At 70.1% G+C, this 23,723-nt stretch carries 24 protein-coding genes and 3 pseudogenes; 17 read left to right on the top strand and 10 right to left on the bottom strand.

The features are described from left to right. The first annotated feature begins 117 nt into the window (after nucleotides 1–117). Entirely contained in the window at nucleotides 118–1,128 is a 1,011-nt protein-coding gene (locus ABTW95_RS07820; protein WP_500225565.1) for an NADPH:quinone reductase, read from the top strand. Between the two features lie 212 nt (nucleotides 1,129–1,340). Here the strand turns inward: ABTW95_RS07820 and ABTW95_RS07815 are convergent, their stop codons facing one another. After that, complete coding sequence (locus ABTW95_RS07815) at nucleotides 1,341–2,054, bottom strand: FadR/GntR family transcriptional regulator (RefSeq protein WP_396446168.1); 714 nt, start codon at nucleotides 2,052–2,054, stop codon at nucleotides 1,341–1,343. A 151-nt stretch (nucleotides 2,055–2,205) separates the two neighbouring features. Then, nucleotides 2,206–3,210: a quinone oxidoreductase family protein gene (locus tag ABTW95_RS07810; protein ID WP_500225563.1), complete on the bottom strand. Its 1,005-nt coding sequence runs from the start codon at nucleotides 3,208–3,210 to the stop codon at nucleotides 2,206–2,208. A gap of 79 nt (nucleotides 3,211–3,289) precedes the next feature. Between ABTW95_RS07810 and ABTW95_RS07805 the strand changes: the two genes are divergently transcribed. From ABTW95_RS07805 to ABTW95_RS07765, 9 genes are all read left to right on the top strand, one after another. Further along, complete coding sequence (locus tag ABTW95_RS07805; RefSeq protein ID WP_396446170.1) at nucleotides 3,290–3,631, top strand: ArsR/SmtB family transcription factor; 342 nt, start codon at nucleotides 3,290–3,292, stop codon at nucleotides 3,629–3,631. 273 nt (nucleotides 3,632–3,904) lie between these two features. Continuing rightward, nucleotides 3,905–4,369 carry a cupin domain-containing protein gene (locus ABTW95_RS07800; protein ID WP_396446171.1) on the top strand — a complete coding sequence of 155 codons (465 nt, stop codon included), beginning with the start codon at nucleotides 3,905–3,907 and terminating at the stop codon, nucleotides 4,367–4,369. A gap of 53 nt (nucleotides 4,370–4,422) precedes the next feature. Beyond that, nucleotides 4,423–5,610: an ABC transporter substrate-binding protein gene (locus ABTW95_RS07795; RefSeq protein ID WP_396446172.1), complete on the top strand. Its 1,188-nt coding sequence runs from the start codon at nucleotides 4,423–4,425 to the stop codon at nucleotides 5,608–5,610. 28 nt (nucleotides 5,611–5,638) lie between these two features. Next, nucleotides 5,639–6,508, top strand: coding sequence for a branched-chain amino acid ABC transporter permease (locus tag ABTW95_RS07790; protein WP_396446173.1), 870 nt, complete (start codon nucleotides 5,639–5,641; stop codon nucleotides 6,506–6,508). A 21-nt stretch (nucleotides 6,509–6,529) separates the two neighbouring features. Continuing rightward, on the top strand, nucleotides 6,530–8,452 hold the full coding sequence (locus ABTW95_RS07785; protein ID WP_500225560.1) for a branched-chain amino acid ABC transporter ATP-binding protein/permease: 1,923 nt from the start codon (nucleotides 6,530–6,532) through the stop codon (nucleotides 8,450–8,452). Continuing rightward, nucleotides 8,449–9,153, top strand: coding sequence for an ABC transporter ATP-binding protein (locus ABTW95_RS07780; RefSeq protein WP_396446175.1), 705 nt, complete (start codon nucleotides 8,449–8,451; stop codon nucleotides 9,151–9,153). The genes ABTW95_RS07785 and ABTW95_RS07780 overlap by 4 nt, the downstream gene beginning before the upstream one ends. A gap of 37 nt (nucleotides 9,154–9,190) precedes the next feature. After that, the gene (locus ABTW95_RS07775) at nucleotides 9,191–10,042 is read left to right on the top strand and encodes an MBL fold metallo-hydrolase (RefSeq protein WP_396446176.1); all 852 of its coding nucleotides are present in this window, start codon (nucleotides 9,191–9,193) and stop codon (nucleotides 10,040–10,042) included. Between the two features lie 28 nt (nucleotides 10,043–10,070). After that, a complete protein-coding gene (locus ABTW95_RS07770; RefSeq protein ID WP_500225558.1) occupies nucleotides 10,071–10,361 on the top strand; it encodes a DUF1330 domain-containing protein in 291 nt (96 codons plus the stop codon). 93 nt (nucleotides 10,362–10,454) lie between these two features. Then, nucleotides 10,455–12,416 carry an acetoacetate--CoA ligase gene (locus ABTW95_RS07765; protein ID WP_500225556.1) on the top strand — a complete coding sequence of 654 codons (1,962 nt, stop codon included), beginning with the start codon at nucleotides 10,455–10,457 and terminating at the stop codon, nucleotides 12,414–12,416. An 18-nt stretch (nucleotides 12,417–12,434) separates the two neighbouring features. Here ABTW95_RS07765 and ABTW95_RS07760 read toward each other — a convergent pair. The 3 genes and pseudogenes from ABTW95_RS07760 to ABTW95_RS07750 all read right to left on the bottom strand — a co-directional run. Then, nucleotides 12,435–12,542 (bottom strand): annotated as a pseudogene (locus tag ABTW95_RS07760) (IS982 family transposase); the annotation flags it as partial. Nucleotides 12,543–12,793: 251 nt separating this feature from the next. Next, entirely contained in the window at nucleotides 12,794–14,275 is a 1,482-nt protein-coding gene (locus ABTW95_RS07755; protein WP_500225554.1) for an OmpA family protein, read from the bottom strand. A gap of 623 nt (nucleotides 14,276–14,898) precedes the next feature. Continuing rightward, nucleotides 14,899–15,219, bottom strand: coding sequence for an ArsR/SmtB family transcription factor (locus ABTW95_RS07750; protein ID WP_500225552.1), 321 nt, complete (start codon nucleotides 15,217–15,219; stop codon nucleotides 14,899–14,901). 96 nt (nucleotides 15,220–15,315) lie between these two features. Between ABTW95_RS07750 and ABTW95_RS07745 the strand changes: the two genes are divergently transcribed. Together ABTW95_RS07745 and ABTW95_RS07740 are read left to right on the top strand one after the other, a co-directional pair. Beyond that, the gene (locus tag ABTW95_RS07745) at nucleotides 15,316–15,801 is read left to right on the top strand and encodes an NADPH-dependent F420 reductase (RefSeq protein ID WP_500225550.1); all 486 of its coding nucleotides are present in this window, start codon (nucleotides 15,316–15,318) and stop codon (nucleotides 15,799–15,801) included. Further along, complete coding sequence (locus ABTW95_RS07740; RefSeq protein WP_396446182.1) at nucleotides 15,798–16,166, top strand: RidA family protein; 369 nt, start codon at nucleotides 15,798–15,800, stop codon at nucleotides 16,164–16,166. The genes ABTW95_RS07745 and ABTW95_RS07740 overlap by 4 nt, the downstream gene beginning before the upstream one ends. A gap of 24 nt (nucleotides 16,167–16,190) precedes the next feature. On the opposite strand, the pseudogene ABTW95_RS07735 reads toward ABTW95_RS07740, so the two are convergent. Both ABTW95_RS07735 and ABTW95_RS07730 read right to left on the bottom strand, forming a co-directional pair. Next, nucleotides 16,191–16,760: pseudogene (locus tag ABTW95_RS07735) on the bottom strand (transposase); the annotation flags it as partial. A 1,124-nt stretch (nucleotides 16,761–17,884) separates the two neighbouring features. After that, a complete protein-coding gene (locus ABTW95_RS07730; protein ID WP_500225548.1) occupies nucleotides 17,885–18,277 on the bottom strand; it encodes an ATP-binding protein in 393 nt (130 codons plus the stop codon). Between the two features lie 152 nt (nucleotides 18,278–18,429). On the opposite strand from ABTW95_RS07730, the gene ABTW95_RS07725 reads away from it, so the two are divergent. Next, the gene (locus ABTW95_RS07725) at nucleotides 18,430–19,212 is read left to right on the top strand and encodes a helix-turn-helix domain-containing protein (RefSeq protein WP_500225546.1); all 783 of its coding nucleotides are present in this window, start codon (nucleotides 18,430–18,432) and stop codon (nucleotides 19,210–19,212) included. After that, nucleotides 19,203–19,376, top strand: coding sequence for a DUF397 domain-containing protein (locus ABTW95_RS07720; RefSeq protein ID WP_396446185.1), 174 nt, complete (start codon nucleotides 19,203–19,205; stop codon nucleotides 19,374–19,376). Before ABTW95_RS07725 ends, ABTW95_RS07720 begins: the two co-directional genes overlap by 10 nt. Nucleotides 19,377–19,498: 122 nt before the next feature. Here ABTW95_RS07720 and ABTW95_RS07715 read toward each other — a convergent pair. From ABTW95_RS07715 to ABTW95_RS07705, 3 genes and pseudogenes are all read right to left on the bottom strand, one after another. After that, nucleotides 19,499–20,007, bottom strand: a pseudogene (locus tag ABTW95_RS07715) (recombinase family protein). Next, the gene (locus tag ABTW95_RS07710) at nucleotides 20,004–20,162 is read right to left on the bottom strand and encodes a hypothetical protein (protein ID WP_500225544.1); all 159 of its coding nucleotides are present in this window, start codon (nucleotides 20,160–20,162) and stop codon (nucleotides 20,004–20,006) included. Before ABTW95_RS07710 ends, ABTW95_RS07715 begins: the two are co-directional and overlap by 4 nt. 227 nt (nucleotides 20,163–20,389) lie before the next feature. Next, nucleotides 20,390–20,941: a TetR/AcrR family transcriptional regulator gene (locus ABTW95_RS07705; protein ID WP_396446188.1), complete on the bottom strand. Its 552-nt coding sequence runs from the start codon at nucleotides 20,939–20,941 to the stop codon at nucleotides 20,390–20,392. Nucleotides 20,942–21,019: 78 nt separating this feature from the next. Between ABTW95_RS07705 and ABTW95_RS07700 the strand changes: the two genes are divergently transcribed. The 3 genes from ABTW95_RS07700 to ABTW95_RS07690 are packed head-to-tail and all read left to right on the top strand — an operon-like array spanning nucleotide 21,020 to nucleotide 23,456. Continuing rightward, the gene (locus ABTW95_RS07700; protein ID WP_396446189.1) at nucleotides 21,020–21,598 is read left to right on the top strand and encodes a hypothetical protein; all 579 of its coding nucleotides are present in this window, start codon (nucleotides 21,020–21,022) and stop codon (nucleotides 21,596–21,598) included. After that, a complete protein-coding gene (locus ABTW95_RS07695; RefSeq protein ID WP_184885373.1) occupies nucleotides 21,595–22,662 on the top strand; it encodes a saccharopine dehydrogenase family protein in 1,068 nt (355 codons plus the stop codon). The genes ABTW95_RS07700 and ABTW95_RS07695 overlap by 4 nt, the downstream gene beginning before the upstream one ends. Beyond that, nucleotides 22,659–23,456, top strand: coding sequence for an SDR family NAD(P)-dependent oxidoreductase (locus ABTW95_RS07690; RefSeq protein WP_396446190.1), 798 nt, complete (start codon nucleotides 22,659–22,661; stop codon nucleotides 23,454–23,456). The genes ABTW95_RS07695 and ABTW95_RS07690 overlap by 4 nt, the downstream gene beginning before the upstream one ends. Nucleotides 23,457–23,723 lie beyond the last annotated feature (267 nt).

Raw genomic sequence — 23,723 nt, 5'->3', positions numbered from 1 at the left:
CGGCGCGCAGGCGTCACTTGACGTGTCTCCCGCACTATGGTGGATTGGTTGAACCAATGGGCCAATAAGCGTGGTCGTGCCGGCGAGCAGGCCCGAGCTGAAAAATGGAGGTCCCGCGTGAAAGCCGCATGGTACGACCGCAACGGCATGGCCGATGAAGTACTGGTCGTCGGCGAGATGCCCGACCCCGAGCCCGGACCCGGCGAGGTGCGCGTCAGGATCGAAGTGGCCGGGGTCAACCCGGCTGACGTCAAGCGGCGGGCCGGAGTCGGCGGGCGTGCCATCCGAACGCCCCGGGTCATCCCCGGTGACGACGGAGCCGGGGTCATCGACCGGGTCGGAGCCGGCGTACCGGCCGAGCGGATCGGCCAGCGGGTCTGGGTGCATTCGGCCAACCACGAGCGGCCCTTTGGCACCGCCGCCGAGTTCGTCGTGGTGCCCGCCGCTCAGGCGATCGGCATGCCGTCGAACACGCCGTTCGAAGCGGGAGCGTGCCTGGGCGTGCCGGCGCTGACCGCACACCGCTGCGTCTTCGCCGACGGCCCCGTCGATGGCCTGACCGTGCTGGTCACCGGGGGAGCGGGCGCGGTCTCGCACTACGCCATCGAACTCGCCAGATGGGGTGGCGCCACGGTGATCGCCACCGCCGGTGCCCCGGAAAAGCAGGAGGCCGCGCGGCGTTCCGGCGCCGATCACGTTGTGGACCACAGGCGGCCTGACGCCGTTGAAGCGATCCTGGGCTTCACGGGAGGCCGTCGTGTGGATCGGGTCGTCGATGTGGCCTTCGGCGCCAACCTTTCGCTCACCGAGGCCATCATCGCCACCGGCGGGACCATCGCGACCTATGCCTCCGACGCCGTTCCGGAGCCGGCTTTCCCCTTCTACTCGTTCATGCGCCGCTGCGTCACGATCCGTACGGTTCTCGTCTTCGCCATGCCGGCGCAGGCGATGCGCTCGGCGATCGACGATGTCACCAGTCTGCTGCTTCGCGGCGCGCTCACTCACCCGATCGCCGCCCGGTATCGGCTCCTCGACATCGCCGCCGCTCACAGGGCCGTCGAACGGCGAACCGGGATCGGCAAGACGCTCGTCACCGTGGCCGGCGATGGGCCTCAAGCGGCGGAATGAGATCAGCTCCGGGCGGCGCGCCAGGGCGAGGCCGGGCCGGCGTCCGGCAGGCCGGACCGGCGACGGCGCCCGGGTCGGCTCCGGGCCGAGCCGGACGACGCCGACCGGATGCCCCCGTTCCCCAGCGGAGGAACGCGGGACGATCGCCGCGGCCCGCCCGACGCTCGCCATGGCCCGCGAGCGCCACCGCGATCCTTGCCGCCGTGCGGCGGTCAGCGGGCGGGGTCGTCGCGCATGATCGTGTTGCTGCTGTCCACGAATCGATCGATGTGGCCGAGCATCGCGCGATGGGCCGCCTCGGGGTCCTGGCTTTCGACGGCGTCGAGGATCTGCTGGTGCTCCCGATGGCTGGCGCTGATGACGCGCTGCTCTGCCACAAGGCGGCGGCGCACGTCTTCCAGCAAGCTCAGCGTCGGGGTGATCAGCACGGAGAACACCGGATTGTGCGAGGCGACCGCGAGGAGCGCGTGGAAGTCGGAGTCGGCCTGGAGATAGGACTCGCTGTCGGTGGTCGACTGCATGGCGGTGATACATGCGCGGAGCGCCGTGATCTGCTCGTCCGTCCGGTGCCGTGCCGCGCTCGCCGCGATCGGCGGCTCCACGGCGCGACGGGCTTCAAACAATTGATCGAATGTGACGTCCTCCAGGCTGAGATAGGTGGCGAGGTTGGCGGCCACTATCTCACCGGACGGCTGGATGACCCATCCGGCGCCCTGGCGGCCGCTCAGTATCCCCTGTTCGGCGAGCGACTGCAGTGCGCTGCGCAGCGTCGAGCGATTCACCCCGAGGCGTTCGGCGAGCTGGCGTTCGGGCGGGAGGCGGTCCCCGGCTGCCAAACGGCCCGCGTGTATCAGTTCCTTGAGGTGCTGCTCGACCCCGGACGCCGCTGAGCGAGGACGCTCCACCGCCCTGAAGATCTCTGTCACCGCGACTCCAGTTGGATGGTTGGTTCATCCAATCAACCACTGCCGGGGCGCTGATGTCAAGGACCAGTGCCCCGGCGACCGAACCCGCACCGGCCCGGGACCTCAATGCGGGGAAACATTCGCGGCGGCGCTTTGGCCTGACCGCCGGATGTCATCCTCCGGCGCGTTCACCCCGGAGGCGAACGACGTACTTGCCCTCGCCGCGGCCTTCGGCGAGCGACTGGTGGACGGCGGGGACGTCGGCGAGGGACTCGACCTCATTGATCGCGAGGTTCAAACGGCCATCGGCGAGCAGCGTGAGGGCGCGGAGCAGTCCGGCGGACGCGCGGCCTGGCGCCGAGGCCCACAGGCCCCTGATGCTGAACCCGCCGATCGAGAGGTTCCCGCCGATCAGCCGCCCCACCGGGGGGAGCGGCCCCGGCTGTCCGCCCTCCGCGTTGCCGAACAGCACGACCCGGCCGCCGGGCGCGGTGACCGCCAGATCGGTCTCCAGCATGGCCGTGCCCAGCGGGTCCAGGACGATGTCCACCCCCGCGCCGTCGGTGGCCTCCCGAATCGCCCTGACCAGATCGCCGTCGCGGGCGATGACCACGTCGTATCCGCTCTTGAGCGCCGATGCGGCCTTCTCCGGGCGGCCCACCGTGCCGATGAGCCGCCCTCCGCCGAGGACGGGCACGAGTTGCGCGAAGGCGTTGCCCATGCCGCCGCTCGCCGAATGGACCAGAACCGTCCTGTCCGGTCGCAGGCCCGCGGCGTCTTCCAGGAGGATCAGCGCGGCGGTGAGCATAAGGGGAGCCGCCGCGGCGAGCCGGGCCGGGACCTCGTCCGGCACCGGCACCACGTACGCGGCATCCACCAGGACCACCTCGGCGAGGCCCCCGGCCCCGGTGAACGCGGCCACCCGCTGCCCGGCGGTCAGGCTCGACACGCCTGGGCCGATCTCCCGGACGGTGCCGGACACCTCCAAGCCCGGGGTGTACGGCCAGGAGGCGGCATAGCCGGCGTCGCCGCGGCGGGCCATGACGTCGAGGAAGTTGATCCCGGCGTAGCCGACGTCGATGGTCACCTCGCCCGGGCCCGGTCGTGGCGTCCGAATCTCGCGGACCTCGGTGCGGTCCGTTCCGTGTGAGGGCTCGGTCATGACAAGGGCGTCCACGGCAAACTCCTTCGATGTTCGTAGTACGTCGAACATCGTACATAGCTTGTACGATAGATGTCGAACGAGAGGTGGGGAGATGCCGAGATCGCAGCGGCGCCGCGCGGCGCTCTTTCATCCGGATCCGGACCAGTTCGATGTGCTGGACGTGCTGCACGCGCTGTCGGATCCCACTCGGATGACGATCGTGCGGACTTTGCGCGCCTCACCCGAGCGCGCCTGCGGCACCTTCCCCGTGGACGTCGCCCCCTCCACGCTCACCCACCACTTCCGGGTACTGCGCGAGGCCGGAATCATCCGCCAGCGCGAGGAAGGCACGCGCCGCTGGACCACCCTGCGGGAGAGCGATCTCCAAGAGCGCTTCCCCGGCCTCCTGGAGGCGGTCATGTCCGCCTATGAGGAGCAATCGGGTCGTGCTTGACGGACGTCCGTGATCTTTTGCCGGCCGCCGTCTCCGCGGCGCCGGTCCATGTCGTGCACGCGGATGTGTTGACAGGACTGCCTCGGCAGTGGTTCTTTGGTTGAGCCAATCCACCAATCACCCAATCGGTGGCATTGTCGCGATGGCGATGCCGTCGCGACGGGAACCCCCTGCCTTCCGCCCAGCCGCGAAGGACGCCGGTTCCGTCCACCGCCGGGCGGACCCGAGAAGCCACCCCGACGGCGCGGGCCGTACACCTCGGAAGGACACGCGATGCTCTTCGCGGAAGCCAGTCAGGTCAACGAACAGGTCGTTGAGATGAAGGTGGCCGGAGGCGAGCTGCGGACCAAGCAGGTCCTCGGCCAGAACTCCAGCATGATGATCGCCGCTCGTTCGGGCGGCTACCACTCCGAGCCGCACGCCCACGACTGCGAGCAGCTCAACTATGTGCAGTCCGGAGAGATCTGGGTGTTCATCGAGGACACCGCCTATCACCTGCGGACGGGCGACTTCCTGCGCATTCCGCCGAACGCGGTGCACTGGGCGTGGAACCGGTCCGACGCTTCCTGCGAGCTCATCGAGATGCACACGCCCGGCCTGATCCTCGACGGGATCGACGCTCCGCGGCTCGTCGCCGACGGGGAGACCTGCACGGCCCCGGTCCCGAGCCGCTGGCACGACAAGAGCTACTGGGACAGCGAGGCCGAGGCCCTGGCGGCGCATGGGGTGACCCGATGACCGGGGCGGCGGGGCGCCGGCCGGATCGGCCGCGTCGCCACCGGCGGACCGCCGTGACGGCCGCGCTGTCGGCGGTGGCGCTGGCCGCCGCCGGATGCGGCGTCGACGCCTCGAACGGCGGCGGCGGAGCGAGCGACTCGGCCGGCATCACCAAGACCGAGATCCGCATCGGCACCTCCAACGCGCTCACCGGTCCCGTCTCGTCGGTCTGCCTGCCGACCTCCGCCGGTGCCGAGGCATGGTTCGCGCAGGTCAACGCATCCGGAGGGGTGCACGGCCGCAAGATCGCGAACACCGTTCTCGACGACGGGTACCAAGCCCCCCGGGCGGCCGCCAACGTGCGGACGCTGCGCTCGGACAACGTGTTCGCCCTCTTCGGGGGGTGCGGCACGGTCACCGCGGCGACGATCGCCACCACCCTCAAGGGAACCGGCCTGCCGTACCTGTTCCCGTACGCCGCACTTCCCGCGCTCGTGCGGCCGACGCAGCCGGACGTCTACTCCCTGCTGCCGCTGTACAGCGACCAGGCCCGCTCGCTCATCCCGTTCGCGCTCAAGCAGGAGGGCAAGGGGTCGGTGTACGCGGTGACATCGCAGATCCCCGGCTACGAGGACGATGTCGCCGGCGCGAAGGCGGGAACCGCCGCGGCGGAGGCGCGCTTCCTGGACTCGGCCCTGCTGCCCGCCGCGAACGCGCCGTTCCAGCAGGCCGCCCTCAAGGCCGCCGCCGCCAAGCCCGACTATCTGATGCTCACCGTGCTCGCGCCGGACGCGGCCCGGATGCTCAACGCCATGGCCTCGGCCGGTCACCTGCCCGCGAAGGGCGTCCTCGGCGTCTCCGTGCTGGCCTCCCAGAGCTTCGCCGACGCACTCAGCCCCAAGGCCGCCGAACTGCTGCTGACCGCCTCGCCCACCGTCCCGGTCAACGACCCGCGGGCGGCCGAGTGCCTGGCGGCGCTGCGCAAGTACAAGCCCAAGACGGCTCCGGACGCGTTCGCCCTCTACGGATGCGCCGCGGCGCAGGTGTTCGTCGCGGCGATGGAGCAGGCGGGCGCGCAGCCGACCCGGACCAAGCTGAAGCAGGCGCTCGAGGCGATGCACGGCGCCGAGGTCTCCGCGCTGCTGCCGCCGGTCGGATTCTCCGCCGGCGACCACATGGGATTGCGCAGCATGTTCCTGCTCGGTCTCAAGGACGGCCGCTTCACGGTGAAGGGCACACTGCCGATCCGCACGGACAGGTAGTGACCGCACGCGCCCGAGGAGGCGACCCATGCTGGATGTACTGACGACGGCGATCGCTACCGGCCTGCTCTACGGGATGCTCGGGTTCGCCATCGTCGTCCTGTTCAAGATGACCGGAGTCCCCAACTTCGCGGCGGGGAGCCTCGCCACCCTCGGCGCGGTCGCCGTCTACGAGCTCGCCGTCCGGCACCATCTCAATCTCGCACTGGCGATCACTTTGGGCCTGGTCGGCCTGGGCGTCCTGGGAACCGTGATCTACACGGTCGTCATGCGGTACCGCGACGATGCCGGGGTGCCGAACCTCACGGTGCGCACGCTCGGGCTCTACCTGCTGTTGTTCGCGCTCACGGACAAGGGCCTGGGGGAGGGGCAGCCGTTCTCCTTCCCCCGGCTCTTCCCGGCCCGGGCGCTCACCCTGGGGCCGCTGCGCCTCACCGTGGCCGACCTGGGCGTCCTGGCCATCGCCTTCATCCTGACCGCCGCGTTCGCGTGGGCGTTCCGGTTCACCCGCGCCGGGCTGCTGCTGCGCGGCGTCGCCGCCGACCGCGAGACGGCGCGGCTGCTGGGCGCCAACGTCCGCCGCCTCGAAGCGGCGTCGTGGGCGCTCACCGCCGTCCTGGCCGCCGTCGTCGGCATCCTCGCCGCGCCGACCACCCTGGTCTCGGCCGGGATGATGGACGAGTCCCTGCTGTACGTATTCGCGGCCGTCGTGATCGGCGGCCTCACCAGCCTCGGCGGCGCATTCGCCGGCGGGGTCACCGTCGGCGTCGTGCAGGGCTTCGTGCATTACTACGGCAATGCCGACCTCTCACTGCTCGCCGTCTTCGGGCTCTTCCTCCTCACCCTTCTGGTGCGCCCCTACGGCATGTTCGGCGAACCCACCCCCGAGCGTCTCTGACGCCCTCTCAGGAGGCCCTTGATGCTGACACCACTCGCGCGCAGGCACACCCGGCCCGCCGCCCTGGCCCTGGTCGCGGTCTTCGCCGTCGCCGGACTGCTGCCCATCAGCCCGACGCTGCAGTTCCTCATGGCCACCACGATGGCCTGGGCCATCGCGGCGATCGGCCTCGACATCTTCAGCGGCTACCTCGGCCAGCCTTCGTTCGGCCACTGCGGATTCGTCGGCCTCGGCGCCTACGGCTACGCCATCCTCGCCGGCCAGGCGCAAATGCCGCCGGCGGCAGCGGCGGTCTGCTCCGTCGCACTCGTCACCGCGATCAGCGCGATCATCGGCCTGCCCTTCATCCGGCTCCGCGCGTTCGGACTCGTCCTCGGCACGTTCTTCCTCTCCTACGCCGTGACCACGGTGCTGTCCGGGACGACGTTCGCCTCGATCACGAAGGGGGCGTCCGGGCTCCAGGTCCCGGCGATGGCCCTGGGGTCGGTGAACCTGAGCCAGGGCACCGGCTACTACTACCTGTGCGCATCAGTGCTCCTCATCGCCGTCGTGCTCAGCTGCAACTACAGCGACTCGCACGCCGGCCGCGCGTTGCGGCTCGTGAAGCGCAGCGAGACCGTGTCGGTGACCCTGGGCGTGTCACCGGGCCGGACCAAGCTGGCCGCCTTCGCGTACTCGTCGGCGCTCGCCGCCACCGCCGGGGTGGTGCTCGCGCTGGGAGCCGGGTACATCGCTCCGGAGAGCTTCGGCGCGCAGCAGTCGATCATCCTGTTCGGAATGGCGGCCGTCGGCGGGCTCGGCAGCATCGCCGGCCCGATCGCCGGTGCGGCCGTGTTCACGCTCACTCCCGACTACCTGCAGATCGCCGAGTCCTACCAGCAGATCCTCTTCGCCGCCCTGCTGCTCGGCGCCCTCGTCCTCTTTCGCGACGGCCTGTTCGGCCTGGTCGAGACGCCGTTCCGGGCCCTGTGGCGTCGGACGGGTCTGCGACGAGCCACCGCGGGCCGCTCCGGCGGCCAGAGCCTTGCAGGCCGCCACTCCGGCGACGACGGTGCCGGCGATGCGCCCCCCGATCCTCTGCTGTCGGCCGGGCCGGACACCACCCCCGAGGGAGTCATGAGCGCCGACCCGGAGGGGAACCGGCAGGACGCCCTGAAGGTCGACGACCTCGTGATCGACTATGGCGGCGTCCGGGCGCTCGACGGCGCCGGCCTCACGGTCAAGCCGGGCCATGTGCACGCCCTCGTCGGCCCGAACGGGGCCGGAAAGACCACGCTTCTCAACTGCGTCAGCGGACTGGAGCCGGTATCCGCCGGACACATCACCGTCGGCGGTGAACCTGTCGCGGCCTCCGGCCGGCCGGGGAGCAGGCGGGGCCGGCGGCCGGGCGTCAGCCGCACATTCCAGAATCCGTCGCTGGTGCCGGACCTGTCCTGCCTGGAGAACGTCACGCTGGGGCTGCGCCGGGAGCAGCGGACCGGGCTGCTCGGCGACCTGCTCGGCCTTCACCGCCGCGCTGAACGCGCCGAACGGCGCAAAGCCGCCCAGGCGCTGGCCTTCGTCGGCGTCCCGCAGCACCGCCACGGCACACCGGCGAGCGCGCTCAGCCTGGCCGAGGCCAAGCTCGTCGACATCGCGCGCGCGGTGGCGATGAACGGCTCCGTCCTGGTGATGGACGAACCCACGGCGGGGCTGAGCGGTGCGGAGATGACGGCGGTCTCGGCGCTGATCGCCAGACTCCGCGCACGGCTCACGGTCCTGGTCGTCTCCCACCACGTCGGCTGGGTCAAAGAGGTCGCGCAGGAGGTGACGGTCCTGGCGGCGGGGCGGGTCATCGCCTCGGGGGACCCCGAGGAGGTGTTCGACCGCCCGCTGGTGCGCGAGGTGTTCGTCGGGGACGGTGCACCGTCCGCCCAGACCCCCGTCCCGGGAGCGATCCAATGAGCACGCAGACGATCCTGGAGGTGAGCGGGCTGCGCGCGGGCTACGGCGGGGTTCCCGTCCTGCACGGTTGCGACCTGGAGATCCGGGAAGGCGAGACCGTCGGCATCGCCGGGCTGAACGGGGCGGGCAAGACCACCCTGCTGCGCGCGCTGTCCGGAGCCATCCCGCGCTCTTGCGACCGTGCGCTGCTGCGCGGCGACCGCCTGCCCTCCCGCCCGGACGCCGTCGCGCGGCTCGGCCTGGTCCACGTCCCCGAGGGGCGAAAGGTCTTCCCGACCCTCACGGTCCGGGAGAACCTGCGGTACGGGGCGGTGGCGGCCGGGAAGGCGGGCGGCGCGGCACGGGAGGAAAGGCGCGTCCTCGACGCCTTCCCGCGCCTGGCCGAGCTGGCCGACCGCAGGGCGGCCCTGCTCAGCGGCGGCGAGCAGCAGATGCTGGCCGTCGCCCGCGGGCTCATGGCCCGGCCGGTGCTGCTGATGGTGGACGAGCTGAGCCTCGGCCTGTCTCCCAAGGCCGCACTGGACATCTCGGCCGTGCTCGCGCGGGTGGCCCGGACGCAGAACCTGTCGGTGCTGCTCGTCGACCAGAACACCACGCTGCTCGGTGCCCGATGCGACCGCGGGTACATCATGCGCGACGGCCTGGCCGAGCCGATCGATGACGCCTTCGGCCACGACACGCTCAGCGCCGCCTACTTCTAACCATCCGTCCGCCCTGCGGATCGGACAGGAGCCATCCATGGACTATCAGATACACCGCCTGAACTTCGGCTCGGTCATCATCGACGCCTCCCAGCAGGTCCGGGGGCGCGCCCCGGGCACCACCGTCGCGGTGCCCGCACAGGGATACCTGATCGTCGGCGGCCCGGCGCCCATCCTCGTCGACGCGGGCTACCGGGACCCTTCCGTCCTCGGGCGGGGCGGGCGGGTCGCCGAGGGCCAGGGGTTCGAAGAGCAACTGGCCCGGTACGGGACCACGCCTTCCGACCTGAGCTGCGTGGTCGTGACCCACCTGCACCGCGATCATGCCGGCCACCTCGACAAGGTGCCGATGTCGGTGCCGGTCGTCGTCAACCGCAGTGAGATGTCGTGCGCCTTCAGCGGGGTCCAGGGCCTGGCCTACGCCAAGCAGGATCTGGCCCACATCCTGGAGCGGATGTACACCCCTGGAGCCCTGCGGTACCTCGACCTGGACCATTCCGGCCCGGTCGAGCTGCAACCCGGGATCAGCTGCCATGCCTCACGCGGGCACACCGCCGGCTCGCTGAGCGTGGTGGTCGACACCGCCGACGGGCAGGCCTGCCTCTGCGGCGACCTGATCTACGACCTCGAGGCCAGCCTGCTGCGCCACCCGGACGAGACGGCGATGGCCCAGCTGCAATCCTGCGCCTTCGCGGTCGGCGAGCCGGCGCTCACCAACAACTTCACCACCTCCGTCCTGGAGGAGATCGGTGCCATCAAGAAGATCACTCGGTACCGGTACATCCTTCCCGCGCACGACACTCCCGGCGTCCTCCAGAACGGAACCCTCGTCGGACGCGTCGCCGGCCCCACCATCCCCGGCCCGATCTCACCGATCACTGGCGCATGACCGCGCCACCGACCGAAAGGCCCCAGCCGTGCCCGCGTATGTGATCTCAGAAGTGACCATCCTCGACAAGGAGGCGGTCGCCGCCTACAAGCCGCTCGCGAAGAGGTCGGTCGAGGAATTCGGCGGCACCTACCTGGCGCGCGACGCCATCCCCGAGACGCTCGAAGGATCGTTCGACGAGGGGGAGCGGCTGGTCGTCATCCGTTTCGAAACGGTCGACGACGCACGTCGCTGGTATGCCTCCGCGTCCTACGCCGAGGCGATCAAGGCCTCCCGCGGCGGACTGGACCGGCGGCTCTTCATCGTCGACGGCCTCTGACCCAAGCCGGCGCCCGAGCGGACCCCACCCGCACGTTCAAGGCCGCCGCGGCGGCCAGGCATGCCCGCACCGAGTTGATCCAGGAGACCGTCCGTGCCCATCGCCGAAGGTGACCTGCTGTGGGAGCCGTCCGAGGCCGTCCAGCGCACCGCCCACGTCGCCCGCTTCATGGCCGCCCAGGGCTTCGACTCCTACAACGAGTTGTGGCGCTGGTCGGTCACGGACACCGCCGGTTTCTGGGACGCGATCTGGTCCGCCTTCGGTGTGCTCGGCGAACGCGGTGGCGGGCCGGTCCAGGTACCGGACCCCTCAGCCGTGCCGGGAGTCCGATGGTTCCCGGGCGCGACGCTCAACTACGCGCGCAACGTCCTGCGACCCGACCACGACCCGGACGCCTGCGCGGTGATCTTCCGCACCGAGGGCCGGCGGGACGAGCGGAGGCTGACCTACGGCGAACTGGCCCGCCGGGTCGCGGAAGTCCGTGCGGGGCTCGCGGAACTGGGCGTCACCAGGGGAGACCGCGTCGCGGCATATCTGCCGAACATCCCCGAAGCCCTGATCGCCTTCCTGGCGACCGCGTCGCTCGGCGCGATCTGGTCGTCCTGCCCGCCCGAGTTCGGAGCGCCCAGCGTGATCGACCGATTCGCCCAGATCGAACCGAAGGTGCTCTTCGCGGTGGACGGCTACGCCTACAATGGAAGGGAGCACGACCGGCGCGACGTCGTCGGCGCGATGGAAAGGGCCCTGCCGACCCTTCGGACCACCGTCCTGATCCCCTACCTCGACCCCGCGGCCTTCCCGGCCGGTGACGGCCTGCTGTTCGCGGACCTGGCCAGGCCCGGGGCGGCGCTCGACTTCGACGAGGTCCCGTTCGAGCACCCGCTGTGGATCCTGTACTCCTCCGGCACCACCGGGCTGCCCAAGCCGATCGTCCACGGCCACGGCGGCATCGTGGTGGAGCACCTGAAGGCGCTCTCCTTCCACCAGGACATCGGCCGCGGCGATGTGTTCTTCTGGTTCACCACCACCGGCTGGATGATGTGGAACTACCTGGTCGGCGGCCTGCTGCTCGGCGCGACAGTGGTGCTGTACGACGGCGCGCCGAACGGCGACGCCCTCTGGCGGCTTGCCGCGGAGACGGGCGTGACCTACTTCGGCGTCGGCGCGCCGTACATTCTGGCGTCCATGAAGGCCGGCCTGGAGCCCGGCACGACCCACGACCTGTCCCGCCTGCGGGGCATCGGCTCGACCGGCTCCCCCCTGCCGCCCGAGGGATTCGGCTGGCTGTACGAACACGTGGGACGTGACCTGCTCGTCGGCTCCTTCTCCGGCGGCACCGACGTGGCCACCGGCTTCGTGGGCCCCTGCCCCCTGCTGCCGCTGCACGCCGGTGTCATCCAGTGCCGCAGCCTCGGCGCGAAAGTGGAGGCATACGACGAGGCGGGCGTACCTGTGATCGACCGGGTCGGCGAACTCGTGCTCACCGAGCCGATGCCGTCCATGCCCGTCTCCTTCTGGAAGGATCCGGACGGAGACCGCTACCGCGGTTCCTACTTCGCGAGGTACCCCGGCATCTGGCGGCACGGTGACTGGATCAGAATCCGGCCGGACGGCGGATGCGTGATCGAGGGCCGCTCCGACTCCACCCTCAACCGCGGCGGCGTGCGCATGGGCACCGCGGACTTCTACCGCGTGGTCGAGGCGTTCGACGAGGTCGCCGACTCCCTCGTGGTGGACACCGGGCAACTGGGCGAGCAGGGCCGACTGCTGCTGTTCGTCCAGCTCACGCCCGGCGCCGCGCTGACGGGCGAACTGAGCGGACGGCTTCGCTCGGCACTGCGATCGGCCCTGTCCCCCCGGCACGTCCCAGACGAGATCACTGCCGTTCCCGGCATCCCGCGCACGCTGTCGGGCAAGAAACTCGAAGTGCCGGTCCGCAGAATCCTCCTCGGCACCCCGGTGGCCCAGGCCGCCGACCCGGACGCCATGGCCAATCCGGAAGTACTGCCGTACTTCACACCGGCCAAGCGACCGGCACACCCGCACGGCGCCTGACACCCACAGATCGTGTGTTCAGTGGTCGTAGGCGATCAGTGACCGTCTGACCGGAGCGCCGATCAGCCAGTTGTGCCAGGTCGCGGCGTTGAGTGCGCGGATGCGCTGGCAGGCGGCTGGACGTGCAGCAGGTGCACCGTCTGCTTGCTCTCGTCCGCGCGACGGCCAAATCTCCGGGCTGGCCCTGGCGGGAGTGGGCGTGCGCGTGCCGCACGGTGCACGCGACCGGGACGTCAACGCCGCGCGCAACATCCTGGCCGCCGGGCGGACAGGCTGAACGCCTGCGGAGGGACCGCAAGCCCCTCCGCTTAGAAGCCACCGCCTGCGCCGCACACGCGGCGCAGGCGGAATCCCCGGCCGCCAAACCGGGAAGCGCGTCAATTGACCGGGACGCCCTTCATGCGGAGGCCTTCCTGGCCGGACCAGGGGAAGTCGATGTCCACGGTCTGGGCCTCGGCGGGAAGCCGGTAGACACCGGAGTAGGTCACGCTCTCTCCCGGATTGAGGTCGCCCTTGGCGTCCGGACGGGACATGGACATGCACACGCATTCCTTGCTGGAGGCGCGCAGCGGGTAGTACCAGACCCTGGTGGCGGTATCGAGGATCGAGATGCCGTCGGTGCTCTGGGGACGCGGGCTGAAGAAGCCGTTGTACTGGGCGTCCAGCTCGAACGCCGAGCGGACGGCGACCTTGGACTGCCCGTCGTTGCGGAGCGTCCACACGAAGGTCGTCAGGCCCGCCGCGTCCCGGTGGACGGAGTTCACCTCGGCGGTCAGGCCCTTGGCCTCCGCCGCGGTGAACGGGGCGGTCTTCACCGAGGTCGGCTTCCCGGGCGCCCAGCGGTACGGCTTGCCGCTCGCCGGAGCGGCCGGGGGAGGCGGCATGGTGAAGCTCACGGTGACCCGGCGGTTCTTGCGGCGGCCGCTCTCGCTGGCGTTGGACGCCACGGGGTCGGCCGATCCGTGCCCGGCGGTCTGGAAGGTGACGCCGGTGCGGGTGGCCAGTTGCTTGAGCCGGTCCGCCACGGCCTTGGCGCGGCGCTCCGACAGCGGCTGGTTGATGGCGTCGTTGCCGCTGGAGTCGGTGTAACCGTCGACCTTGACCGCGCTGCCGCGGGAGCCGTCGATCTGCTCGGCCACTCCGCGCAGGAGATTGTCGGCCCTCGGGGTCAGGTCGGCCTTGTTCAGGGCGAACAGCACGTCGGCGGACAGCCGGACCGCGCGGTTCCCGCCGTCGTCGTCCACGGACTGCTCGTCGCCCTCGGCCCTGCCCGCGACGGTGTAGATGCGCGGCGCGGCGAGCTTCGACGAGCCCGGGTCGACGGTCTGCTCGGGCAGCGGCTGCACCGCGTCACCGGAGATCGGCACCTCCTGCATCGGCACCGTCAGCGGCATCGTCACCGTCGCCGTCCGCACGTTCGCGGGCGGGGCGGGGAACACCGCGTAGATGTCCAGCGAGCCGCCGGGCGGGATCTTCTTGCCGTTGAGCGAGGAGCACAGGCAGGTGCCGCCGGTGGTCCTCAGCGGCATGTAGAGCTTGCCGCCCGCACCGTCCAGCAGCCCGATGCCGCTGGCGTCCAGGCTGGTGTCCGAGGCCTTGTTCTCGCCCTCGAACAGGCTGATCCGCGGGTCCAGTACCGTCTGCCCGTCGTTGAAGACGCGGAACTGCCCCGTGACAGAGTTGCCGGCCGTCCTGCCCAGCGCCAGGAGCTCGACGTGCGCCGGGCCCGCGCGGTGCGCCATCGGGACCGCGATTCCCGTGCCGGGCGCCTTCCCCTCCGGCCTGCCGGGCTTCTTGGACGGGGGGTCGGAGCCGTCGTCGCCGCCACCGCATGCGGACAAGGCCAGGAGAAGGGACACCGCCCCCACTCCCGCACGAATGCCCCATGCGCGTTCCCGGCCACGTTCAAACATTTCTCTGCTCCCGTTCCACGGAATGGAGAATCAACTTGGACACAACGGGCGAGCACGAAGGATACGATCCCAGGCTTCTCCAGAAGAAGGGGAACGCCAAGGTAGGTAGTAATTCGACTACGCCAGCTGGGTTGATCACCGAGTGGTGACATCAATACGCCGTCTGTGGTCGCCGACATCGCGGCGTTGGCACCTTGGAGAGGGGGAGGCCCAGGCCGAACGAGGCGCCCCTGAACGACGCGAGACTTGAGCCGAATGCGCTGCAGCAGCCTGTGACGCAGAGCGGGGGCGAACGCGGGGCACTGCTCACCCGGATGACGGGTTCCAGATCGCCGGCACCTGGTCGCGCTGGGCGTTGTGCAGGACGACCTCGGCCTACGCTCCGAGCAACAGCGCCACGGCCCGGCACACGGAAGTCCACGCCCGCACGCGCGGATCGCCCGCGTCTGCGATCAACTCCATGAGCCTGAATGTCATGTCCGTTCTGGAGGGACTGCCCCGACTGACCGATCGTCATCGAGGCGTGCACGCCCCTAACGCCGGCGTTCGGGGACGGGCCGGTTTCGTTGTCAGAGTTCCCGGAGCAGAGTCTCGGCGAAGCCGCGGATGGCGGGCTCGTCGCGCTTGTAGTACTGCCAGGCGCCGGCCTTCTTCCGGGTGACCAGCCCGGCCTCGTGCAAGACCTTCAGGTGCGCCGAGACGGTCGGTTGCGACATGCCCGCCCGCTCCTGGATGACCGACACGCACACGCCCTCGACGTCGAAGTCGCCGACCGCCTGGTGCCCGAAGTTCGCGGCGGGGTCCTTGAGCCAGTGCAGGATGTCCAGCCGCGCCTGGTCGGAGAGCGCGCGCAGCACCTTCACGTCCACCTTCCGCGCTCCACCGCTCATGGGGGCCAGCGAGGTTGCCCGGGGTTGGCGAGGCGCCGTGCGATGCGCGGCGCCTCCGCCTTTCGACGGAACGAACACCACCGAAAGGAAACGGCAGTGAAGATCGGCATCCTGGGCACTGGACGGATGGGCGTGCGGCTCGCGGCGATGTACGCCCGGGCCGGGCACGAGGTCGTGCTCGGCTCCCGCGACACCGAACGCTCGCGCCGGATCGCCGCCGGCCTCGCCCTCCCCGGCCTCGCCTCCGGCGACTACGACCAGGCGCTCGACGCGCCCGTCGTCCTGCCCGCGATCTTCCTGCGCGACGGCCTGCTGGACCAGATCGAACCGCTGCGCACGGTGCTCGCCGGCAAGATCCTCATTGACATCACCAACCCGTTCAACGCCGACTACACCGACTTCATCACCCCCTGGGACACCAGCGGCACCGAGCGGATGACGCTCCTCAGCGGCGAGCTCGGCACCCGGCTCGGCTTCTTCCCGCGCATGAACTACACGCTCCTCGGGACGCCGTGGAAGCCCGGTCAGGCCGACGAGGTCGTCGGGGCGCTGATCGCCCGGCCCGACGGCGACGCCCGATGAGTGTCACCGCACGCCTGACCGCCGTCGGACTGCAGCTGCCCGAGCCGCCCCGGCCGCTCGGCGGCTACGTCCCCGCCGTGGAGGCGTCCGGCCTGCTCTTCCTCAGCGGCATGCTGCCCCTGCGCGACGGGAGGCCGGCGGTGACGGGACGCCTCGGGGCGGAGCTCGACCTGGCCGCAGGCCGGGACGCCGCGCGGGTGGCGGCCCTGAACGCTCTCGCCGTCATACGGGCGGAGACCGGCCTGGACGCAGGGACCCGGTCACATCGCGGTGGGGTGGTGCGCCGGAAGTGCGGCCAGCATGCGGGCCGCGGGCGTGCGCGCGGCGGCCAGGCGCCGGCGGTCGGGTTCGGGCAGGCCGCTTAGTACTCCAGTTGTAGATCGTGGTCTTCATGGTTGAGTGGCTTGTCGGTGGTAGTGGCCGGCCTGGGATCGGGCCTGGTGACGGCGTCGCCAGTCGGACCAGTCGAGCCGATGGGCCGGGCTGTGGCCAGGCCGGACGACGAGCGGGGCGAACAGGTGTTGGATCTCGTTGCAGGTGAGCGGTATCAGCTCGTCCGACCTGGGGTGGCGTGCGTGTTCGTCGGCACGGACGATGGTGAGGAAGGCGTGGGCGAGCATGGCGAGGGTGACCCAGCGGTGCCAGGAGGTCCAGCGTCTGACCTGGTGTTGGTCGAGTCCGGCCAGGTCCTTGCCGGACTGGAAGGTCTCCTCGACCGTCCATCTGCGTCCGGCGACCCGCACCAGGGTGGACAGTGGAACCCGGGTGGCTGAGTAGCAGCGGTAGAAGGCGAGTTCACGGGTGCGCCGGTTGCGGCGGACGAGGATTTGGTGGTGGCCGGGCCCCTCGCCTGTGATGTCGGCCAGAGCCCACTCGTAGTAGCGCTGCCCCTTGGCTCCGGCGCCGGCGGAGAGTTTCTGCCAGGCCATGCCACCGACCATGTCCACATCGTGGCGACCTTGGCGCGCCAGGACGGCGGTCGGCCCGATGTGTGGAACGACGGTTACCGCGTCCGGGACGCTTGCCGCGCGGTCGAGCAGCGGTATGGGTTGCGGCGGACGGCTCCGGCGGACCGGACGGCGGCGCGGCGGCCGAGCCGGGGCGAGATCGAGAAAGCCGCCCGCCACGGCCGGCCGCTACCGTCCCGCACGCTTCTGCGACGCACAGTCCAGACGGCGGCGGCCGGAGCGAGCAGCGAAGCGGAGTTCTTCCGGCGGCTGCGTGACGAGGGTGTCCTGATCCGCCGGCGTTTCAGCGAGCGGACGGCCGGCGAGATGACCGGCTACGCCGTCGCCCTCCCCGATGATCTGAACGGCGACGGGCGTCCCGTTTGGTACGGCGGCGGGAAGCTCGCTGCCGACCTCACACTGCCCAAGCTTCGCCGCCGGTGGACGGGCGCGGACGGGTCCGTCCGCGCGTCGTCCCAGTTCTGCCCACTGGACGGACGGCATCTATCCGAGCGGACGAGACGGGCCGTGCTGCGGACGGCCGTCCGCCGCGCGGCGGACGAGTCGGCGACGACCAGCGAGTTCCTCGACCGGCTCCGGGGCGAGGGACTTCTGCAGGCCGACGCCGCTCGAAGGGCCGCCGCGCATACGCGACAAGCACGACCAGCGAGCCATGCCCCCGCACCCCCGCCGACCGGCCCGAACGCACAAGCGCGCCTGGCCATGGCCGCCTTCCCGAATGCGTGGGCTCCGCTGCCGCAGAATGCACAGAGCAGAACAGCGCCGTCAGCTCCTACGGACCCAGTCCGCCCCGGTCGACGACGACGGCCGTGATCGAACGGCTCTCCATCGCGACGTCTCAGGGAGGGGCTGCTTCTCGCCGGTCGCTCATCCGGGCTCTCGGAGCTGGAGGATGGCGCGCTCGCAGGCTCCCGGGTCGGCGGTGTGGAGCAGGTCCAGAAATCCGTCCAGGTCGGACGCAGAGATCAGAACGCGCCCCGTCGCCCTCCAGATCCTTTCTCGATCCAGCGTGATCGACCATTCCGGGAAGAGGTACTGCAGTAGCAGCAACGTGACTCGCATCGTCTCCTCACCGGAGCATGGTCCCAGCGCTTTGTGCCTTCCATCTCGCATGGTCAGGGCAGCTTGGCCCAGACGACCTTGCGGTCTCCGGCGAGGCGTTTGACTCCCCATTCGTGCACGAGCTCCGCCATGAGCTGCAGGCCCCGGCCGGAGGTGGCGGCGTAGTTCTGGGGCTGGACGGTGGGATGTCCCGTGCCGGTGTCCGATACCTCGATCACCGGTCGCCCATCGTCCGGGTCGAGGAAGAGCCGGACGACGATCGGGCCTTCGCCGTGCCTGTAGGCGTTCGTGGTCAGCTCGCAGATCACGAGGCGGCCTGTGTAGTCGTCGGTGATGCCCCAGCCAGCGAACTGTTCGGCGAGGAACCGGCGCGCGAGGCGTGGTGCCTGATCGGTGGAATTGAGGACGAGCGTCGGGACTTCAGGAGCTTGCGGTGCTGCGGACATCGGCACGACCTTCGCTGCCAGGACGGTTTCGGTAACTCACCGCACAGACTGAACTCCGCCGCGTAGCGTTACCACCGAAGCGCCCCCAGCACACACGTGGCGCTGACGATCGCTGGTAGGTGGGTTCCCCTCGCTCACGTGGAGGCGAAGCAGTGGCCGCACGCAAACCGACATCGAAGACCGTCTCTTTCGGCGCAGAGGTCACGCGCCTCCGAGAAGAAGCAGGGCTCAATCGGACGGAACTCGCAGCACGGGCAGCAGTGACCCGCAGCTACATCTCGCAGGTCGAGTCTGGGCGCACCAAGTGCCGCAAAGACTTCGCCGAACGACTGGACAAGGCGCTGGACTCGGGCACCACCTTGGTCGATGCATGGGATGAACTCCTGCGTTCCAGCAGCTACCCGAAGTTCTTTGCAGACTTCCCCCGAGCCGAGGCGTCCGCTGACTCGCTGCGCGCGTTCGAGACCAGGATCGTCTACGGGCTTTTCCAGACCGAGCCGTACGCGAGAGTGATCCTCGGCAACGATGAAGCCGTCCTCGACCGGCTGCGGCGTCAGAGCATCCTCACCAAGCCGAACGCCCCCACCGTGTTCGTTGTGCTGGATGAGTCCGTCCTTCTCCGCGAGGTCGGGTCGCCAGAGATCATGCGCGAGCAGTTGGAGCATCTGATCGAGATGTCGGAGCGTGAGAACATCACGATTCAGATCGCTCCGATTGGCTACCAGCGGGATGCCCGGGCCGCCTTCACCATCGCCACGCAACCCGACCGCAGCGAGGTGGCGTACATCGAGAGCAGTATCGGCGGCGAGACGACTGTGGAGCCGAAAGACCTCACGATCGTCAGCGAGATCTTCAGTAGGCTTCAGGCGGAGGCGCTTTCGCCGAAGGCGTCGGTCGAGCTGATGCGGAAGGTTGTGAAAGAGCGATGGACGTGACCTGGCGCAAGTCGTCGTGCAGCGGTGAGGCCGGGGACAACTGCGTCGAACTGGCCGACCTCGGCGAGGCCGTGGGCATCCGCGACAGCAAAGACCCGGCCGGCGCCAAGCTCACCCTGCGCCGCGACGAGTTCGCGAGCCTCGTGGCGGTTCTGAAGCGCTAACGCCCGGACATGACACCGAGGAAGCCCCGACCCGAGAGGGACCGGGGCTTCTTTCTGTTTGTCTTGGGCCTGACGAACATTGGAACGAAAAGTCCCGCCAGGAGCGTGCGGTTGAGCGCTCGCTAGCGTGATTTTTCGTTCCAATGTCGCTCAGGCTGAGATTGATGCAGGTCAGAAGGCGCTTGTGAGTGCTCGGTGAGTGGGGGAGGTGGGTCGGGAACGCCGGTCTTGACCCGCTGGAGTCCGGTGGGCTTGAGCTCGGGCACGTACTCGTAGATGGCGGAGCGGCTGACGCCGCGGGCCTTGGCGGCGGCCAGGCCCTCGTGGGTGCCTTCGATGATGAGTTCGCGGATGAACTCGGCGAGGGCGGCGAACACGTGGAAGACCAGGCGGCCGCCCGGCGTGGTGGTGTCGAGGGCCTCTTTCAGGGATCGGAACCCGACGCCGCGGCGGCGCAGGTCGGCGACGATCGTGATGAGGTCCTGCAGGGAGCGGGCGAGCCGGTCCAGCGAGGGATGACCAGGGTATCGCCGGGCCGCAGGTAGTCCAGCGCCGTGGCGAGCTCTCCGCGCTCGGCGTCCTTGCCGGACTTCTTATCGGCGAAGCTCCGGATGCGGCCCGCGGCCTTCAAGGCCAGGTTCTGGCGGTCGAGTCGCTGGGCTTGGTGGAGACCCGGGCGTATCCGACGAGCGCGCCGGTGAGGATCGCGGGCTCGGCGCCGAGAAGATCGTCGGCGGCCTGGCGGATCACCGCGAAGGGCGGGGCGTCGCCCGGGAACGTCGTCACAGCTGGAAAGTTCAGGAAAACGGTGCCGTCGGTGTTGTTGAAAACCCGAAGTTCTCAACACGTTCTACCGACGGATTTCCGATGCGACCGGGTAGTGAAGAGGACTGCACGCGGGGTGTCGAAGGGAATCGAACGATTCTCAACACTCCGTCCGGGGGGAGGCTTTGCCGCCGCTCGCCGTTGCGATGTGGGCCTGCGTGGTGCGGCGAGATGGCTTCCGGTCAGGTTCAGGTCGGCACGGTGGTGAGCTTGTGGACGAGGAGGTCGATCACGGCTCGTTTGCCGGCGTCGCCGTGCCGGTGGGTGAGGAGGCCTTCGATGACGAAGGTGCCGATCGCGGTCATGGCGGGGAGGTCGGCTTCGGCGGCGCCGGCTTTGCGGAGGTCGTCGGCGACCAGGGTGTCGGCGAGTTCGTGGAAGCCGGTGTGCCAGGCGTGGACGGCGGGTGAGGCCAGGGCGCGGGTGTGGACGGTGTTGACGAGGCCGTGCAGCCGTTCGAGCTGGTCGACGGCCCACAGGAGCCGGTCGTTGAGCGGCCGGTCGGCGATGGTCGCGTACTGGGCGAGGGCTTCGGCCAGCAGGCGGTCCAGGACGGCGATGAGCAGGTCGTCCTTGTCGCGGAAGTACCAGTAGATCGTGTTGACGGTGACGCCGGCGTTCTTGGCGATCTGGCCCATGGACGCCGACTCGTAGCCGTCGTCGATGAACAGCCGCTGGGCGGCGGCGAGGATCTCCTCGCGTTTCTCCTCGCGGTCTTGGGGGCGTCGGTTCCGGGGCACCCCCACACCCTATCTTGAACGACCCTCAAGAAGGCGCTAGGTTTCTTGAAGACCGTTCAAGAAGTGAGGTGGGCCCCCATGCAGACCGACCACCCGGCTGCCGAGCTGCTCGGGCTGGACACCACCGGGCTGCTGGCGTTCTTCGCCACGCTGCCCGCCCCGTCCATCGAGGAGATGGACGGGGAGTACGCCGCCCGGCTGCTGGCCCAGCCCAACCTGCTCGCTTCGGTGACCGGACGCGGCACGGTGTCGAATCCGCTCGCGCCGTGGCTGTGCAAGGCGTTCCGGCCCGTCGACGGCCAGACCGGGCGCGGCTACAACACCTTCCGCCAGTTCGGCCGCGTCCGGCAGCGCTATGCGATGCACACGCTCGTCGCATCGTCGCGCTATGACGGCCGTCCCGCCTACACGCTCGTCTACCGCGCCTACGCCTCGATGTGCGGGGCGATCAACATGGTCGACGAGGTCCGCCGCGCGGCGCCCGGTGTATATCTGGGCATCGGGACGTGGGGATTCACCGCACGGCAGCGCCGCATCCCCCTGCCCTTCCTGCTCACCGGTCCCGTCGGCGCCTACCGCGGTGACATCGGCACCGCTCGCCGCGGCTTCACCCCGGGCCCGCGTGAACTGCCCGGCCCGAAGAAGGCCGCCCAGTGACGAAGTGGCTGCTGTACGGCGCCAACGGCTATACCGGCGAGCTGATCGCCCGGGAGGCGCGCAAGAGGGGCCTGGAACCGGTCCTCGCCGGCCGGAACCTCGCGGCGGTCAAGCTGCTGGCCGAGGACCTCGGCCTGGACTACCGGATCTTCGACCTGCGCGACGCAGACGCGTGGCTGTCCGGCATCGACGTTGTGCTGCACTGCGCCGGGCCGTTCTCGGTGACGGCGCCCCCGATGATCGACGCTTGCGTGCGCACCCGCACCCACTACCTCGACATCACCGGCGAGATGGACGTCTTCGCCTACGCCCGCGAGATCGACGGCCAGGCCCGCGCTGCTGGTGTCGTGGTCTGTCCCGGAGTCGGTTTCGACGTCATCCCCACCGACTGCCTCGCCGCCGCCCTCCACCAGGCCATGCCCGAGGCCACCCGCCTGCGGCTCGGGTTCGACCTGCCGCTGGCCCTGTCACCGGGGACCGTCAAGACGATCCTGGACGGAATGGCCGCCGGAGGCCGCGTCCGCATCGACGGCCAGATCACCCCGACCCCGCTGGGCGGACGCACCGCCCGCATCGACTTCGGCAACGGCACCAAACCCGCGCTCGCCTTCCCCGCCGCCGACCTCCACAGCGCCCACCACAGCACCGCGATCCCCAACATCGAGGTGTACCTCCCGATGCCCTCCCCGCTGATCCGCGCCACCCGGATCAGCAGGCGGTTCACCGGGCTGCTGGCCCGTCCCCGCGTCCGCGACGCCGCGCACAAGCTGATCGACAAGACGGTGAAAGGCCCCGACGCGAACCGACGGGCCACCAGCAGCGCCCACGTGTGGGGCGAGACCACCGACCCGGCCGGCCGGCGGGCCACCGCCCGCATCACCACGGCCAACCCCTACCGCCTCACCATCGACGGCGCCCTCACCGCCGTCACCGACCTCCTCGCCGCCACCGCCCCCCGCCTCGGCGCGCACACGCCCGCGACCCTGTTCGGCGCCGACCTCATCACCCGGCTCCCCGGCAGCGGCCCCCTCACCATCAGCCCGACCGAAGGATCCCTGACGTGACCACCGTCCCCCGCTCCGCGCTCATCACCGGCGCCTCCGCAGGCATCGGCGCGGCGTTCGCCCGCCACCTGGCCGCCCGCGGCTACCAACTCCTGCTGGTCGCCCGCCGCGCCGACCGCCTCCACGAACTCGCCGCCCAGCTCACCGAACAGCACAAGGTCCGATGTGAGGTCTTCGCCGCCGACCTCACCGCCCCCGCCTCCCCCGCAGCGATCCTGCGATACGCCGACGAGCAGGGCCTGAACATTGACGTGCTGATCAACAACGCCGGACTGTCGGGCAAGACAGCGTTCGCCGACACCCCCTGGGACACTCTCGCCGGAGAGATCCAGCTGATGGTGACCGCCCAGACCGAAGTCGTCCACCGCGTCATCCCCGGCATGAAGGAGCGCCGCTGGGGCCGCATCGTCAACCTGTCCTCCGTCGCCGCGTTCGCCCCGCCCGCAGCCAGCCTGCTCTACACCGGCATCAAGTCCTACGTCCTCAACACCTCCCAAGCCCTCGACATGGAGCTCAAACCCCACGGCATCCACGTCACCGCCCTGTGTCCCGGCTTCACCCACACCGAGTTCCACGACGTCATGGGCACCCGCGACAAAGCCAACCACCTGCCCGGCATCCTGTGGCAGCAGCCCGAAGCCGTCGTGGCCGAAGGCTGGAAAGCCGTCCAGAAGGGCAAGCCCGTGTGCGTCCCCGGACTCGTCAACAAGATCTCCGCCGCCGCCATGAAACCCCTGCCCAACCGCCTGGCCTACCTCGCCGGCAAGACCCTCAACCCCTTCAAGAACAGCTGAACCCTTACCTCCGTTCATCCCTGAGGAGTAGGTGCCGGTCACGTTGATGTGGCGGCGGGCGAACGGTTTCGTGGAGGGGCCCGGCCGCCGCGAGTTGACCTTGCGGTGTCGATCGGCTGGGGCGGCCTGTGCTGGTCCGCGGGGGCTCGGTTGACGCGGGTCGTCGAGGGGCGGCAGGGGGGCGGCGGGACGTGTGAACATCCGGTGGGCCGGAGCGGGCGGATGCCGGTCTTCCTGGTCCCGTGTGAACCGGGGGAGTGCCGTGAG

This window comes from Spirillospora sp. NPDC127506, from assembly GCF_040302145.1.
Classification (GTDB): Bacteria; Actinomycetota; Actinomycetes; order Streptosporangiales; family Streptosporangiaceae; genus Spirillospora.
Note: the sequence above shows the minus strand (reverse complement) of the source record. Positions and strands in the feature narration are given on the sequence as shown.

Excerpts from the sequence above, each read along its gene's own strand:
- ABTW95_RS07805 (WP_396446170.1), top strand. The coding sequence starts at position 3,290 with ATGCCGAGATCGCAGCGGCGCCGCGCGGCGCTCTTTCATCCGGATCCG.
- ABTW95_RS07800 (WP_396446171.1), top strand. The coding sequence starts at position 3,905 with ATGCTCTTCGCGGAAGCCAGTCAGGTCAACGAACAGGTCGTTGAGATG.
- ABTW95_RS07790 (WP_396446173.1), top strand. The coding sequence starts at position 5,639 with ATGCTGGATGTACTGACGACGGCGATCGCTACCGGCCTGCTCTACGGG.
- ABTW95_RS07785 (WP_500225560.1), top strand. The coding sequence starts at position 6,530 with ATGCTGACACCACTCGCGCGCAGGCACACCCGGCCCGCCGCCCTGGCC.
- ABTW95_RS07780 (WP_396446175.1), top strand. The coding sequence starts at position 8,449 with ATGAGCACGCAGACGATCCTGGAGGTGAGCGGGCTGCGCGCGGGCTAC.
- ABTW95_RS07775 (WP_396446176.1), top strand. The coding sequence starts at position 9,191 with ATGGACTATCAGATACACCGCCTGAACTTCGGCTCGGTCATCATCGAC.
- ABTW95_RS07750 (WP_500225552.1), bottom strand. The coding sequence starts at position 15,219 with ATGAGCGGTGGAGCGCGGAAGGTGGACGTGAAGGTGCTGCGCGCGCTC.
- ABTW95_RS07740 (WP_396446182.1), top strand. The coding sequence starts at position 15,798 with ATGAGTGTCACCGCACGCCTGACCGCCGTCGGACTGCAGCTGCCCGAG.
- ABTW95_RS07730 (WP_500225548.1), bottom strand. The coding sequence starts at position 18,277 with ATGTCCGCAGCACCGCAAGCTCCTGAAGTCCCGACGCTCGTCCTCAAT.
- ABTW95_RS07720 (WP_396446185.1), top strand. The coding sequence starts at position 19,203 with ATGGACGTGACCTGGCGCAAGTCGTCGTGCAGCGGTGAGGCCGGGGAC.
- ABTW95_RS07700 (WP_396446189.1), top strand. The coding sequence starts at position 21,020 with ATGCAGACCGACCACCCGGCTGCCGAGCTGCTCGGGCTGGACACCACC.